The sequence below is a fragment of the Kitasatospora sp. NPDC096077 genome, assembly GCF_040303245.1.
GTDB lineage: Bacteria > Actinomycetota > Actinomycetes > Streptomycetales > Streptomycetaceae > Kitasatospora.
In genome coordinates this window covers 1-15,191 of the sequence record NZ_JBEOSV010000033.1, presented here as the reverse complement: position 1 = coordinate 15,191, position 15,191 = coordinate 1, and the positions used below count along the sequence as shown (strand labels likewise).

General features: G+C 75.6%; 10 protein-coding genes and 1 pseudogene. 8 read left to right on the top strand and 3 right to left on the bottom strand.

Annotation, left to right across the window (positions count from 1 at the left end; genetic code table 11):
• The first annotated feature begins 200 nt into the window (after window positions 1-200).
• The 3 genes from ABTZ03_RS25715 to ABTZ03_RS25705 all read left to right on the top strand — a co-directional run bounded on the left by ABTZ03_RS25715 (window position 201) and on the right by ABTZ03_RS25705 (window position 3,018).
• On the top strand, window positions 201-1,430 hold the full coding sequence (locus tag ABTZ03_RS25715) for a lanthionine synthetase LanC family protein (RefSeq protein ID WP_350515428.1): 1,230 nt from the start codon (window positions 201-203) through the stop codon (window positions 1,428-1,430).
• A gap of 94 nt (window positions 1,431-1,524) precedes the next feature.
• The gene (locus tag ABTZ03_RS25710) at window positions 1,525-1,908 is read left to right on the top strand and encodes a hypothetical protein (protein WP_350515427.1); all 384 of its coding nucleotides are present in this window, start codon (window positions 1,525-1,527) and stop codon (window positions 1,906-1,908) included.
• Between the two features lie 120 nt (window positions 1,909-2,028).
• Complete coding sequence (locus tag ABTZ03_RS25705) at window positions 2,029-3,018, top strand: NAD-dependent epimerase/dehydratase family protein (RefSeq protein WP_350515426.1); 990 nt, start codon at window positions 2,029-2,031, stop codon at window positions 3,016-3,018.
• Between the two features lie 76 nt (window positions 3,019-3,094).
• Here the strand turns inward: ABTZ03_RS25705 and ABTZ03_RS25700 are convergent, their stop codons facing one another.
• Together ABTZ03_RS25700 and ABTZ03_RS25695 are read right to left on the bottom strand one after the other, a co-directional pair.
• Window positions 3,095-3,838 carry a G1 family glutamic endopeptidase gene (locus ABTZ03_RS25700; protein WP_350515425.1) on the bottom strand — a complete coding sequence of 248 codons (744 nt, stop codon included), beginning with the start codon at window positions 3,836-3,838 and terminating at the stop codon, window positions 3,095-3,097.
• Between the two features lie 153 nt (window positions 3,839-3,991).
• Window positions 3,992-5,122: an acyl-CoA dehydrogenase family protein gene (locus tag ABTZ03_RS25695; RefSeq protein WP_350515424.1), complete on the bottom strand. Its 1,131-nt coding sequence runs from the start codon at window positions 5,120-5,122 to the stop codon at window positions 3,992-3,994.
• Window positions 5,123-5,387: 265 nt separating this feature from the next.
• Here ABTZ03_RS25695 and ABTZ03_RS25690 point away from each other — a divergent pair, with 265 nt between their 5' ends.
• Window positions 5,388-6,542, top strand: a complete 1,155-nt coding sequence (locus tag ABTZ03_RS25690; protein WP_350515423.1) for a pyridoxal-phosphate dependent enzyme — start codon at window positions 5,388-5,390, stop codon at window positions 6,540-6,542.
• Between the two features lie 15 nt (window positions 6,543-6,557).
• Here ABTZ03_RS25690 and ABTZ03_RS25685 read toward each other — a convergent pair whose 3' ends face one another.
• Entirely contained in the window at window positions 6,558-8,075 is a 1,518-nt protein-coding gene (locus tag ABTZ03_RS25685) for a PTS transporter subunit EIIC (protein WP_350515422.1), read from the bottom strand.
• 196 nt (window positions 8,076-8,271) lie between these two features.
• On the opposite strand from ABTZ03_RS25685, the gene ABTZ03_RS25680 reads away from it, so the two are divergent.
• From ABTZ03_RS25680 to ABTZ03_RS25665, 4 genes and pseudogenes are all read left to right on the top strand, one after another.
• Window positions 8,272-10,074 carry an MFS transporter gene (locus ABTZ03_RS25680; protein WP_502894580.1) on the top strand — a complete coding sequence of 601 codons (1,803 nt, stop codon included), beginning with the start codon at window positions 8,272-8,274 and terminating at the stop codon, window positions 10,072-10,074.
• Window positions 10,071-10,556, top strand: a complete 486-nt coding sequence (locus ABTZ03_RS25675) for a MarR family winged helix-turn-helix transcriptional regulator (protein ID WP_350515421.1) — start codon at window positions 10,071-10,073, stop codon at window positions 10,554-10,556. Before ABTZ03_RS25680 ends, ABTZ03_RS25675 begins: the two co-directional genes overlap by 4 nt.
• Before the next feature lie 330 nt (window positions 10,557-10,886).
• Window positions 10,887-14,018 (top strand): amidohydrolase family protein, encoded by a 3,132-nt coding sequence (locus tag ABTZ03_RS25670; RefSeq protein ID WP_502894583.1) that lies wholly within the window; start codon window positions 10,887-10,889, stop codon window positions 14,016-14,018.
• 525 nt (window positions 14,019-14,543) lie between these two features.
• Window positions 14,544-15,191, top strand: a pseudogene (locus ABTZ03_RS25665) (hypothetical protein); the annotation flags it as partial.

Genomic DNA, 15,191 nt, shown 5'->3' with positions numbered 1-15,191 from the left:
TGGGCCCAAGCCCCCGCCGGGCTCTGCCCCACGGTGGCGCAGTCCCGGGGGGTGTCCCGCGCACCCCCCCCCCGGCCGCCGGGGCACACCCCCGCACGGCCCCCGGACAGCGGCCCTCGACGGCCGCCGCCACCGGCGCTCCACCCGGCCCGCGTCAGCCGCCGGGCGGAGCACCGCCCCGCACCTCCCGAGGAGCCGTCGTGCCGCACCACACCGCGAGCGCCGAGAGCACCGGCACCGCCGCCACCCGACTCGCCGTCCGGCTCCTCGACGCCTGGTCGGCCCGGTCCCGCGCGGAACCGGCGGGCGCCGAACTCCCCTCCGACCCGGGCGTCCCCGTCCTGGCCGCCCTGCTGTACGCCACCGGTGATCCGGAGGCCGAGCGGTCCGCGGCCCGGGCCGTGGCGGTGTGGGCCCGCGACGCCGGCCGGGGGCCCGCCCACTGCGGGTTGTACGACGGCGGGCTGGCCGGAACGCTGGTGGGCCTGCGCCTGGGCGCCGGGGTCCACCCGGGCCTGACCCCGGTCGCCGACCGGCTCCGCGACCACCTGGTCCGCACCGCGCCGACCCTCGGCCACCGCCGCGAGCAGGTCGCCTTCCCGGACTACGACCTCATCGTCGGCCCCTCGGGCACGCTGCTCGCCCTGACCGCGGGCACCAGCCCCACGCCGGCCCAACTCGGCCCGTTCGCCGACCACTTGACCGGGCTGTGCGACGCCGACGCACTGCCCCGGCTGCGCACCGGACAGTACGCCGGCCATCCGAACCTGGGCTGGCTCGACGGCCGGATCAACACCGGCACGGGCCACGGCGTCGCGGGCGTCGTCACCGCCCTCACCGCCGCGCTGCGCCGACTCGGACCGGCACCCGGGCCGGCGTCCGGGCTGGCGCCCGCCCTGGGCCGCGCGACCCGGTGGCTGGTGCGGCAGTCCTTCGACGACGCCCGCTCCATCCGCACCTGGGACGGCGCCGGGCTCGACGACGCCCCGCCGCCCGGCGGAGCCCGCGCCCGCCAGGCCTGGTGCTACGGCACGCCCGGCGTGTCCTGGGCGCTGTGGGACGCCGCCGACGCGCTGGGCGACCGGGAGACCGCCGACTGGGCCGCCGCGGCCTTCACCTCGCTCGCCGAACGCTACGACGAGCGGTTCCACCTGTTCGGCGACCGCCCGAGCGACCTGCTGGCCCTGTGCCACGGCGCCTCCGGCGTCCTGGCGGTGGCCGACGCCTTCGCCCGGCACGCCGCCCTGCCCGCCGCGGCCGCGCTGCGGGCCCGGCTGCTCACCCACCTGCGGACCCGCCTGCCCGAGGTGGCGGCCCTCGGCGCGACCGGCATGGGCCTGCTCGGCGGGGCGGCCGGCCCGCTGTGCGCCCTGCTCACCGCGGACCACGACGCCGCGCGCACCTGGCTGCCCTGCCTCGGGCTGCGCTGAGCCGGCGTGCACCGGCCCGGACCGGTCGGCGGATAATGGCCGGACCGTCGGCGGACCGCGCCACGGCACGGAGCGGACGAGGGGCAGTGCACGGATGACCTGGGAGGCAGGCCGACGCGTCAGGCTGACGGAGGACCTCGCGATCGGCGAGGCCGTCACCGGGGAGCCGGGGACGTCGGCGGCCGTCGTCGGGTTCCTGTCGCTCGGCGCCGGGGCCGAGGGCACCGTCGAGCGGGTGGACGGGGAACTCCCGGAGAGCGAAGGGGTGCGCGAGTACCAGCGGCTCAGGGCGCTCCTCGACGACTACGGACACACCATGCCGACGGCCAGCCGGGAGCGGCTGGCCGGCGAAGTCGCCGCGCTGGAACCGGAGTGGGCCGCGCACCGGGAGCGCGGCGCCCTCGTGACGCTCCGGGTGCGGCTGGACAACGGTTTCGTCCTCGACGGGGTGCACCAGGACGTCCTGGCCGTGCTCTGACCCGGTCCCCCGGGCTCCACCGCGACCGAACACCCCGACCGAACACCCCGACCGAACACCCCGACCGAACGCCCTGGCGGCACCCTGGTCGGGACCGCGGCGAACTGGGAGCATGACCCCATGCGCATACTGATCATGGGCGGAGCCCGGTTCGTCGGCCTGCACTTCGCCCGGGCCGCGCTCGCCGCCGGACACGACGTCACCGTGCTGCACCGGGGCCGGTCCGGCGCCGGCCTGCTCCCCGAGGCCACCCACCTCATCGCCGACCGCGACGCGGACCTGTCCGTGCTGAGCGGTCTCCGCTGGGACGCCACCGTCGACGTGAGCGCCTACTTCCCGCGCCAGGTACGGGAGTTGGCCGACGCCCTCGACGACCCGGGCGCGGCCGGACGCTACCTGCTGGTCTCGTCCATCGCCGTCTACGACACCCCGGACGCGCCGGGGTACGCCGAGGACTCCCCGCTGGTCCGCGCCGACGGCCCCGAGGCCGACGAGATCACCGTCGACAGCTACGGCGTCCTGAAGGTCCAGTGCGAGCAGGCCGCGCGACAGCGCTTCGGCCCGGACGTGCTGCTGGTGCGCCCGACCTACGTGGTCGGCCCGCAGGACTACACCCACCGCTTCGACCACTGGGTGCAGCGGCTCGCCCGGGGCGGCGAGGTACTGGCCCCCGGACGGCCCGACGCCCCGCTCCAGGTCGTCGACGCCCGGGACCTGGCCGACTGGATGCTCGACCTGCTCACCCGGGGCGCCTCCGGCGCGTACCACGCGGCGACGCCCGCGACCGGCACCGTCGGCGACCTCCTCGACGCCGTGGCCTCCGCCGTGGCCCCGCCCGGCACCACCCTCACCTGGGTGGACGACGACTTCCTGCAAGCCGCCGGCCTCACCAACCGCGCGCTGCCGCTGTGGACCACCGACCCGCTGTCCCTGGCCACCCGCACCGCCGACTCCGCCGCCGCCCTGGCCACCGGCCTGCGGCTGCGCCCGGTCGCGGACACCGCCCGCGACATCGAGCCCTTCGAGCCGCTGCCCGCGACCCTGACCCCGGAGCAGGAGACCGCCCTGCTCACCGCCTGGGCCAAGTCCCGGGCCGAGAGCGGCCGTTGACCCCAGGGACGACGGAGGCCGCCACCCGGCCGGGGCGGCGGCCTCCGTGCGCTCAACTGTGCGGCCAGCCGTGCGGTCAGCTGTGCTTCCAGGTCACCGAGAAGGAACTGCCGCCGCTCAGCCCGGAGGTGGCGGCCCGGGTGACACCGCCGGAGGCCATCGTGATGGCGTCCGGGGTGAAGCCGCCCAGGCTCCGGCCGTTGGCGCCGGCGCCGGTGAAGGACACCGAGTGGAAGTCCGAGAGCGGCAGCACCCCGGTGGAACTGGACGGAGCCTCGGCGATCACCTCGGCGGAGGCCAGGGCGGCGCCGCGCAGGGTCTTGTTGACGGTGCGCTTCCAGCCCGCCGTGGTGTCGGCGAGGGTGAGGGTGAAGGAGCCGCTGCCGTTGGTGGTGACGCTCGCGGTGAAGTGGTCGCCGGGCCGTACGGCGTTGCTGAAGTCGACCGGGTAGGCCGGGTACATCTCGTACCACGCGGAGTACACCGGGGACCCGCCGGAGCAGTCGGCCTCGGTGCCGGTCTGTTCGACGGTGCTGCTGCCGTCGCCGTCCAGGCCGACCCAGAAGCTGGACCAGGTGTCGGCCCCGGTGCAGGACACCGAGGGCTGCACCCAACTGGCGTTGACGCTGGTGAACTTGCCGCCGGTGGCGGCGTAGCCGGACCAGTTGCCACTGGTGCTGTTGCGCAGGCCGCCGCCGTGGTGGGCGAGCGGGGCCTGCACGAGGGTGGGGGTGCCGGCGGCGACGGCCGGGGCGGCGGTGCCCAGCAGGGTCAGCAGGGCGGTGGACACGGCGAGGGCGTGCCGACGGGCTTCGGACATGGCTACTCCTGGGTGAGGGCGTGGAGTTGACCGAGCGTCGACAAAGGTAGACCCATCGCACCGGACCCGGAGGTCACGGGGGCATAACGAAGCGGCCCCCGACACCGCGTCCGGAGGGCCTCACCGCCCCGAGCCTCACCGCCCCCCGGGGGCCTACCCGACCCCGAGCGCCTGCCCGCCGAGCCGGGACAGCAGCACGTCGTTGGGCGCACCCACGATCACCAGGGCCAGCGCGTCGCGGTAGTGGCGGCCCAGGACGCCGTCCGGGGCGGCGTACCCGGCCCCGCCGCAGAGCACGGCCGCCGCTCGGACGATCTCCTGCAGCGCCTCGGTGCAGAACACCTTCGCCGTCGCGGAGTCGATCCGGCCCGGCGCCTCCGCAGCAGCAGCGGCGGGTTCGAACGGCGCCTCCGGGGCGGCCGGTTCGAGCAGCGCCTCCCAGACCGCCCGCATCACCGCCAGCCTGGTCACCAGCTCCCCGGCCCGCAGCCGGACGGCCCCCCGGGCCTCGGGCGTCCGCTCGGACAGCGTGGCCCGCACGAAGCCCAGGGCGTGCTCGACCACCGCGTCCGCCGACCCCACGGCCCGGGCCGCGTAGCTGGTCACGTCGTGCCGGCGCAGGGCCCCGGTCAGATCGTGGCCCCAGCCGCCGAGCACCTCCCGCTCCGGGTCGAACTCGTAGTCGTCGAAGGTGACTTCGGCCAGCGAGACGCCCAGCATGCCGGGCCTCGGCAGGTCCGGCCCGACCGTCACGCCCGGCCGCCCGGGGTCGACCAGGACACCGACGACGGACGCCCCGCTGCGGGCGACGGCCAGCACCCGGTCGGCGTCCCGCGCGTTGGTGACCCAGTTCTTGCGGCCGCTCAGCACGCCGACCGAGCCCCGACGGACCGCCCGGGTGCGCAGCCCGGCCGGATCGCCGAGGCCCTGCTCGTGGTAGGCGCGGGCGAAGACCGCCGCACCGCGGGCCATCGGACCGAGCCACTCGCCCCGCTGCTCCGGCGTGCCGTGTTCCAGCACCAGCCGGCACAGCTTCAGATGGGTGCCGACCAGGCCCGCCAGTGGCTGCCAGGCCCGCCCCAACTCGTAACCGAGCACGGCGACCTGGCGTCGGCTCCACCCGCCGCCGCCGAACTCGGCCGGCACGGTGGCGCCGAGGGCGCCCAGCCGGGCCAACTCGCCCACCAGGGTGGCCGGGTAGCGGTCCTCCGGGTGCCCGGCCAGATAGCGGCCGACCTCCTGCCGGACGAACCGGGTGACCCGCTCGGGATCCGCACTGTCCACGTCTCTACCGCCCGCTTCGCTCGCCGGATGGATGGCTGGCCGCCCCAGTCTGACGGTGGGCCACCCGCCCGGCGAAGCCCCGGAGCCGGTGATCACCCGTGCAGGTGACGTCCACCGGTTTCGGCGCGGCCCGCGGCCGGATCGGCGCTTGGATGGCCCGCGGTGCGGTAGCGAAGGTGCCGTACCGAGGGCGCCGTACCGAGGGTGCCGCACCGAACGCGCCGTACCGAACCGGCGCACGAGGCAGGGAGCACAGGACCGCGACGTGGAGATCTACACCCAGGACCGGGTCGTCCGGCGGTACGCCGCCCACCTGCCCGCCGATCCCGCACTGCTCCGTCGCGCCGCGCTCCGGGAGGGCGGCCGGATCGTCCAACTGCCGCCGCAGCGCGAGGTCCTGATCGACGTGCTGGACCTCTCCACGACCAACACCACCGGCACCTTCAAGGCCTGGCTGGTCTGCCTGGCCGTCGCCCAGTGCCTGCGGCGCGAACAGCCGCTGGTGCTCGCCCAGAGTTCCGGGAACACCGCCAACGCCCTCGCCGCCTACGCCGTCCACACCGGGCTGCGCGCCGTCCTGCTCCACCCCCCGGCCTCGCGCCGCCGGATCGCCCCGGACCTCGCCGACTCCGGCGCGGTGCGGTTCGTCGAGGTCGACGCGCCCGAGCAGCGGATCAAGGCCGTCCTGGCCGAGTGCACCGCCGCGCTCCACCTCCCCGCCGCACCGACCCCGGCGGACCAGGACGAGGCGAACAAGCTCCGCGCCTTCCTCCTCCGGGACGCCGGCCGGGAGCTGGGCCGGCGGTGGGACTGGCACGTCCAGGCCCTGTCCAGCGGCTACGGGCCGATCGGCTACTACCAGGGGCTGCGCGAGCTCCGGCGCGAGCCGGGCGGGGCCGTCGCCCTGCCGCGCTTCCTCGGTGTCCAGCAGGAGGCGGTGGCCCCGTTCGTCCACGCGCTCGGCCTCGACGACGACCGGGCGGCCCGCGCCCCCGAGGACCACGGCAGGGCCCCCGAGCCGGAGCTACTCGAACCGACGCTGTTCCGCCGCAGCCTCACCGAGGAGCTGGTCGCCCGGATGCGCCGGCTCTGCGCCGAGTCCCGCGGGACCGTCCGCGCCCTCGCCAACTCCCGCTACCTGCAACTGGAACCGCGTGCCGTCACCCTGCTGCGGGACGCCGGTGTCCCGGTCGCCCCGGGCGCCGACGGCGTTCCGCACGAACGCGCCGGTCTGTACGCGCTGGCCGGCGCCCTGGACGCGATCGAGCAGGGGCTGATCCGCCCCGGGGAGCGGGTGCTGGCCGTCTACACCGGCGGCGCCGCCCCGGCCCCGCCCCGCCCCTACCACCCGCACTTCCGGGCCCGCCCGGAGGAGGCCGCCGAGGTCGTCGCCCACGCGGTCGCCGAACTGCGCCGTTGACCGGGTGCTCCGGCCTCACTCGGGAGCGGTCGCGGTGGGAGCAGTCGCGGTGGGAGCAGTCGCGACGGGGGCCGGGGCGGCGGCGTCGTACTCGGCGAGCATCGCGCGGGTGAAGCCGAAGAAGTAGGTGGCCAGGAAGCCGACCAGGTAGCCGGTGAGCAGTCCGCCCGCGTAGACGGCGGCGCTCGCGGCGAGGCCGTGCGGGCCGGCCAGCAGCGGGAACAGCGCCCAGCCGGAGGGGCCGACGGCGGTGGAGCCGACCGCGTTGCCGAGCTGGCCGGCCACCCCGACGAAGGCACCGCCGGCGGCGCCGCCCACGCAGGCGGTGACGAACGGGCGGCCGAGCGGCAGCGTCACCCCGTAGACCAGGGGTTCACCGACCCCGAGCAGTCCGGCCGGCAGCGCGGACCGGATGGTCGCCCGGACCGAGGCGTTGTGCCGCAGCCGCAGGTAGACGGCCACGGCGCAGCCGACCTGCCCGGCACCGGCCATCGCGAGGATCGGCAGCAGGACGGTGGAGCCCTGCTGCTGGATCAGGGTGGTGTGGATCGGGATCAGCGCCTGGTGCAGACCGAGCATCACCAGCGGCAGGAACAGGCCGCCGAGCACCAGCCCGGCGAGCAGTCCGCCGTGGGCGAGCAGCCAGGTGGCGGCGTGGCCGATGGCGGTGGAGACCTCCCCGGCGAGGAACATCAGGCCGTAGAGGGCGGCCAGTCCGCCGAGCAGCACGGTGACGGTCGGGGTGACCAGGACGTCCAGGGCGGCGGGCACGATCCGCCGGGTCCACCGTTCCAGGTGGACGGCCAGCAGCGCGGCGCCGAGCGCCCCGACCACGCCGCCCTGCCCGGGGGTGAGATGGTGGCCGAAGGCCTCCACCTTGGCGACCCCCGCGTAGACGATCACACTGGCCACCGCCCCGCCCAGCACGGGCGTGCCACCGAACTCCTTCGCCGTGTTGTAGCCGACGAAGACGGCGAGCAGCGACATGAAGCCCGAGGAGACCGCGCCCAGCGCGGCGACCAGCCCGGGCACCCAGCCGAGGTTGGCCAGCGCCCCGGACAGCGCGGCCACGATGCCGCAGCCGATCAGGGCGGGGATCAGCGGGACGAAGATGTCGGCGATCCTGCGCAGTGCCCGTTTCACCGGGGTCGCGTTGCGCGCCTTCTGCTCGGCCCGGATCCGCGCACCGCGCCCGGCGAGCTCCTCGGCGCCGGACGGCACCGCGGACGCCGCGGCGACGGGCGCCGCCGGGGGCGCCGCGCCCCCGGCGGCAGCGCCGGAGTCCAGCAGTCGGCGCAGCTGGGCGGTGACCCCGGCGACGGCGCCGGGGCCCAGGACGATCTGGTAGGTGTCGTCGTCGACCGTGCCCAGGACGGCCGGCAGCGCCTGGAGCGCCGCCCGGTCGACCAGGGAGCGGTCCGCCAGGCCCAGCCGCAGCCGGGTCATGCAGTGGGCGACCGAGCGGATGTTGGCGGCGCCGCCGACCAGCGGGAGGATCGCCTCGGCCACGGAGCGGTTCTTCTCGTCGGACATGCCAGGGGTGGTACCCGAATCGTCGGGGCGCTCAACCGGGGGCCGCCGCCCGGGCCCGCGGGCCGCGAACGCGCCCTACCCGTCGAACGGGCGCCGGGACTATCGTTAGTTGGCGAAAGCTATCGACATTCCCACGCCCATTCCCACGCCCATCCCCACGCCCGTACGGGCCGGTCGGGGCCAGCAGGAGGCAGCGGTGGCGACACGACTCTCCAGCGACGGCGGCAGCAGAACCGGGCGGCCGCGCCCGGCCCGTTCGGGGGTGGCGGCCGACCACCCCCGGTACAAGTGGGTGGCCCTGTCCAACACCACGCTCGGCACCCTGATCGCCACCGTCAACGCCTCGATCGTGCTGATCTCGCTGCCCGCGATCTTCAACGGCATCGGGCTGGACCCGCTGCAGCCCGGCAACGTCAGCTACTTGCTGTGGATGCTGATGGGCTACATGCTGGTCACCGCCGTCCTGGTGGTGACCCTCGGCCGGCTGGGCGACATCCACGGCCGGGTCCGGATCTACAACGCGGGTTTCCTGGTCTTCACCCTCACCTCGGTGGCCCTCTCGCTCGACCCGCTGCACGGCGGCCCGGGCGCGCTGTGGCTGATCGGCTGGCGGGTGGTGCAGGCGGTCGGCGGCTCGATGCTGATGGCCAACTCGGCGGCGATCATCACCGACGCCTTCCCGGCCCGCCAGCGCGGCACGGCCCTCGGGGTCAACATCGTCGCGGGCATCGCCGGATCCTTCATCGGCCTGGTGCTGGGCGGGCTGCTGGCCGAGTGGAACTGGCGGTCGATCTTCTGGGTCAATGTGCCGATCGGCGTGCTCGGCACGGTCTGGGCCTACCGCTCGCTGCGCGAGACCGGGGTGCGCAGGCCCGCCCGGATCGACTGGTGGGGCAACATCACCTTCGGCGTCGGCCTGACCGCGCTGCTCGCCGGGATCACCTACGGCATCCAGCCGTACGGCGGCCACACCATGGGCTGGACCAACCCGTGGGTGCTGGCCGGGCTGTTCGGCGGGGTGGCGCTGCTCGCGCTGTTCTGCCTGGTCGAGTCCCGCACCGCCGAGCCGATGTTCCCGCTGTCGCTGTTCCGCGACCCGGTCTTCACCGGCGGGAACGCGGCCACCCTGCTGGGCTCGATCGCCCGCGGCGGGCTGCAGTTCATGCTGATCATCTGGCTCCAGGGCATCTGGCTGCCGCTGCACGGCTACGACTACGCCGACACCCCGCTCTGGGCGGGCATCTACCTCGTGCCGCTGACGGTGGGCTTCCTGGCCGCCGGACCGGTCGCCGGCTACCTGTCGGACCGCGCCGGGGCCCGGTTCTTCGCGGCCGGCGGGCTGGTGGTGATGGCGTTCTCCTTCGCCGGGCTGCTCCTGCTGCCCACCGACTTCGGCTACCCGTGGTTCGCCCTGCTGGTGTTCCTGAACGGCCTCGGCGGCGGCCTGTTCGCCGCCCCCAACACCTCGCTGATCATGTCGAGCGTGCCGGCCGCGGCCCGCGGCGCCGCCTCCGGCATGCGGGCCACCTTCCAGAACGCCGGGATGGTGCTGTCGATCGGGGTGTTCTTCTCCCTGATGGTGGCCGGACTGGCCGGCTCGCTGCCGCACACCCTGACCACCGGACTGACCGCCCAGGGGGTGCCCGCCGCCGACGCCCACGCGATCGCCTCGCTGCCGCCGGTCGGCACCCTGTTCGCCGCCTTCCTCGGCTACAACCCGGTCCAGCAGTTGCTGGGCCCGCACGTGCTCGGCCGACTCCCGGCGGCCAACGCGCACACCCTGACCGGGCGCGAGTTCTTCCCCCAGCTGATCTCGGGACCCTTCCACGACGGCCTGGTGGTGGTGTTCTGGCTGGCGATCGCGATGTCGCTGGTGGCCGCGGCCGCCTCGCTGGTCCGGGAGCGGACCCTGCCCGCCACCGACCGGCCCGCCACCGACCGACCGGCCCCGCCCGCACCGGAGCGCGGAGCGGAGCGCGGACCGGAGCGCGGAGCGTGAGCGCGGACGGCGGCGGACTCTCCGCCGAGGCGGTGGTCCGGCTGCGCCTGGCGATCGGCCGGCTCAACCGCCAGCTGGTCCGCGCCTCCGGCGACCAGGACCTCACCTCCGCCCAGCTCTCCGCCCTGGCCCGGGTGGAGCAGCACGGCCCGCTGCGGCTCGGCGAACTCGCCGCACGGGAGGGGGTGGCCGTCCCGTCCATGGTGCGCACCGTCGGGCCGCTGGTCGCCGCCGGGCTGATCGACAAGACCCCCGACCCGCAGGACGGCCGCGCCCAGTTCCTCGCCCCCACCCCGCACGGACGGGAGACCCTCGCCCGGATCCGCCGCGAGCGCACCGCCCTGCTGGCCCGCCGCAGCGCCCGCCTCACCGACGAGCAGTGCCGCGCCCTGGAGACGGCGCTCCCGCTGCTGGAGCTCCTCCTCGACGGGCCGGACGAACCCCGGCCCGACACGCCGGGCGGCAGCCCGGAAACGGTGTGAATCCCGCACGCCAGTCGACTTGTTGACGAACCAAAGGTTCGAAACCGGCCCTTCCACGACCACATCCGATCGACAATGGACATGTCGAGAATGCTCGAACGCCCCCGGCCGGGCTCGGCCGAGCCGGGCCGGGCGGCGGGTCCACTGGTGACGGGAAGGGAGCCGGGTGTGTCGTTTCTCCGGGACGGGCACGAACGGGACTTCAACGCACAAGACGCCAACGCAGCACAAGACGCCGACACAGCACAGGACTTCACCGCGCGGGAGCTCACCGCACGCGAACCCGGCGCGCGGCAGCTCACCGCACGCGAACTCAGCCGCCGCGGCTTCATCGGCGCCGCGGCGCTGGCCGGCGCCGGCGCGGCGCTCGGGCCGGGCGGGTCGACCCCGGCTGCCGCCGCCACCCCCGATCCGGCCCACCACCCCGCCAGGGTGCTGGAGTTCACCGCCGGCACCAACGCCGCCGTCGCCCTCTCCCCGGACGGCGAGCGGCTGATCGTCGAGGTACAGGGCGTGCTGTGGGCGCTGCCGCGGCAGGGCGGCACGGCGACCGCGCTGACCGACCCCGGGCTGGAGCCGACCCGTCCGGTGTGGTCACCGGACGGCTCGACCGTGGCGTTCTGCGCCTACCGGGGCGGCGGGTTCCACCTGTGGGCGATGGCCCCCGACGGCTCGGACCTGCGCCGCCTCACCACCGGCCCGTGGGACGACCGCGGGGTGTCCTGGTCCCCCGACGGGAGCCGGCTCGCCTTCTCCTCCGAGCGCGCCGGCGACGCGGCGGCCGGCAGTTCGTACGACATCTGGACGGTGGAGCTCGCCACCGGCCGACTGACCCGGCTGACCTCGCAGCCCGAGGTCGAGGACTACGACCCGTCCTGGCACCCGGACGGCGAGCGGGTGGTCTTCGTCCGGGCCGACGCCTCCGGCGGGCGGACCATCGCCGCCGTCCCGGCCGCGGGCGGCCCGGTGAGCGTCCTGCGCACCGTGGACAGCGGCACCGTGGTCGGCCCGGTGGTCGCCCGGGACGGCCGGCTGGCCCACGTCCTGGTCGGCGACGCCCCCGTCACCTCCGACTACCGGTCGGCCACCTCCTCCCTGGTCGTCGACGGCACCGTGGTCTCCGGCGACGAGGACGTCTCGCCGCTGCCGCCGTGCTGGACGCCCGACGGCGGGCTGGTCTACTTCGCGGACGGCCGGCTCACCGACCGCTCCGCCGCCCTGGACAGCGCCAGGGAGGTCCCGTTCCGCGCCCGGCTGGAGGTCCACCGGCCCGAATACCGGCGCAAGGTCCGGGACTTGGACTCCACCGCCGAGCGCGACCTGCGCGGGATCCACCTGCCCGCGCTCTCCCCGGACGGGCGCTCGGTCGTGTTCTGCGCGCTCAACGCGCTGTGGCTGCTGCCGATCGGCGGGCAGCCCCGCAAGCTCCTCCAGGCCACCCCGGCCCACTACGTGCAGATGCCCTCGTGGAGCCGGGACGGGCGCAGCGTCCTCTACACCCACGACGGGGACGAGGGCGGGGACGGCCTGGGCGCCGTGCACCGGCTGAGCCTGGACGACGGCACCGACACCGTGCTCGCCCGGGGCGGCCGGTTCAACCCGGCGCTCTCCCCCGACGGCACGAGGCTGGCCTGTCAGGACGTCCTGGGCAACCTCCTCCTGGTCGACCCCGGCACCGGCGCCGAGCACCGCCTCGCCACCCCGCTCGGGGGCAACGGCCTACCGGGACGGCCCAGTTGGTCCCCGGACGGCCGCTACCTCGCGTACTGCGACCGCAACCGCCTCAACCACCGCTTCCGCGAGGGCTACAACGTCATCCGGGTGGTCGACACCCGGGACGGCTCCGCGAGGTCCTTCCTGCCGCTGCCGGACGCCTCGATCGCCGACCGCTGCGACAGCGGCCCGGTCTGGTCCCCGGACGGCAGGTGGCTGGCACTGGTGGTGGACTCCGCGCTCTGGGTGCTGCCGGTCGCCCCGGACGGCACGCCCACCGGCGAGGCCCGCCGGATCACCGAGGACGCCGCCGACCACCCGTCCTGGTCGGGCGACTCCGCCCGGCTGCTCCACCTCTCGGCGGGCCGGCTGCGGCTGGTCGGCCGCGACGGCGGCGAGCCGAGCACCGTCGCCGTCCCGCTGCGCACCCGCCGCGCCCTGCCGCCGCGCTCCGACGTCACCCGGATCCACGCCGCCCGGCTGTGGGACGGCACCGGCGAGTCCGTCCGCGAGGACGTCGACGTCGTGGTCACCGGCAACCGGGTCACCGCCGTCGAACCGCACCGCTCGGGCGCGCGCCGGGCGGGCGAGCGGCTGGTCGACGCCACCGGCTGCACCGTCCTGCCGGGCCTGTGGGACACCCACACCCACCCGTACCTGAACACCTACGGCGGCCGGCAGACCCGCACCATGCTCGCCTACGGCGTCACCGGCACCGCCTCGTTGGGCGGCTTCGCCTACGAGCAGGCGCGGATCCGGGAGTCCATCGACGCCGGGACGCTGGACGGGCCCCGCTTCCTGACCACCGGCGAACTGCTCGACGGCAGCCGGGTGGCGTACAGCATGGGCCGCGCCCACCGGACCGCCGACGGGCTGCGGCGCAGCCTGGACCGCCTGGTGGCGCTGGACTGCGACTTCGTCAAGACCTATGTGCGGGCGCCCGGTTGGATGATGGCCCAGGCGGCCGAGGCGGCCCACGAACGGCTCGGCGTGCCGGTCGGCAGCCATCTGCTGACGCCCGGGGTGCAGCTCGGGCACGACCTCACCACCCACCTGTCGGCGACCCAGCGGCAGGAGTACGGCCGGGTCTACTCGCCGACCGGCCGCTCCTACCAGGACGTCGAGGAGATCTACCGGGGCGGGGGGTTCGGCATCATCATCACCCCGTTCTCGGCGTTCTACCTGCTCGGGGACGACCCCTCGCTGGCCGACGACACCCGGGTCACGGCGCTGATGCCGCCGTGGGACGCGGCCGGCGTCCAGCTCCAGGCCCGGACGGCGACCACCCCGGAACAACGGCGCACGGCCCGGCGGGAGATGGACGTCTACCGGCGGATCGTCGCGGACGGCGGCGAGCTGGCCCTCGGCACGGACGCCCCGCTCACCCCGGTCGGCCTCCAGGTGCACCTGGGCCTGCGCGCCCTGCACCGGTACGCGGGGCTGACGCCCGCCCAGGCGCTGCGCACGGCCACCGCCACCCCGGCCCGGCTGTTCGGGCTGGCCGACGACCTCGGCACGGTGGAGCCGGGCAAGCTCGCCGACCTGACGGTGGTCGACGGGGATCCGTTCCACGACTTCACGGACCTGGCGCGGACCTCGTGGGTGATGCGGGACGGCATCGTGTTCCGGCGCGCGGACCTGGTGGGCGCCGGAACCCCGACCATGGCGGCGGACCGGCCGGCCGGTCCGGAACAGGACTGGCTCGCCATCGGCCAGGCGCTGCGGCAGGACGGCTGTTGCGCGCCCTGACCCCCGGCCGCTGAAGCGTCGGCCCGTCCCCGGCGGCCGTCGTTCCCTCCCCGGCGGGCCGCGACGGCCACTGGGTTCGCCCACGACCGCACACCCGGCCCCCGGGCCCCGCCCCGTGACCGCCGACCGGGGCGGGGCCCGCACCGGCCTGGGCCGTTCCGTGTACGAGGTGAACCGCCGCTCAGCGGGGGCGGCGGCGGGGGCGCGCCAGTGGCGGGATCCCGCCCGGTCAAGCCTCGGTCATGGCGCGGGATTCGGCCTTGTCCGGCCGCCATGGGCTTGGCTACCTTCCTACCGCTGACGCCCTGAAGGTTCAGCACCACCCCATTGGCATGTCCCGATCACCCCTCGTCCGACCCGGCGACCCGGTCCCCCACGGGCCGAGTGCCATGCCCCGCCGGACGCCAGGACTGCCGTCTGCACGTGCGCTCATCCCCCCACACCCCGGGCCTGCACCCCGACCCGCCGTCGCACGACGGCCTCGCCCGCACGCCCAGGGCCCGACCCCCTCCGGGAGGGCTCCGCATGCACAGCTTCCTTTCCCCCATTCGGCACGGCCGGCTCCGCGCCACCACCGCGACCCTCGCGGTCGGCGCCGTGGTGGCCGCCGGTCTCGCGCTGGCGGCCCCCGCCGGCGCCGCCGACAGCGCCACCGGCCAGGTCGGCGCCAAGCGCGTCTGTGCCCAGCCGGCCGACCCGCACCTGATGGCCTGCCAGGCCCTGGTGCGCACCGACGTCGTCCAGCCTCACGCCTTCGCGCACAGCGCGGTGTCCCTGGACGCCACGCCCTCCGGCCTCGGCCCGGGCGACCTGCAGAGCGCCTACAAGCTGCCGGCCAACGGCGGCGCCGGGCAGACGGTGGCCATCATCGACGCCCAGGACGACCCCAACGCCGAGTCCGACCTGGCCGCCTACCGCACGCAGTTCGGGCTGCCCGACTGCACCACGGCCAACGGCTGCTTCACCAAGATGGACCAGAACGGCGGCACCAGCTACCCCAGCCCCGACACCGGCTGGGCGGGCGAGATCTCCCTCGACCTCGACATGGTCTCGGCCGTCGCCCCGAACGCCCACATCCTGCTGGTCGAGGCCAGCTCGGCGAACATGTCCGACCTCGGCACCGCGGTGAACCAGGCCGTCGCCCAGGGCGCCAAGTTCATCTCCAACAGCTAC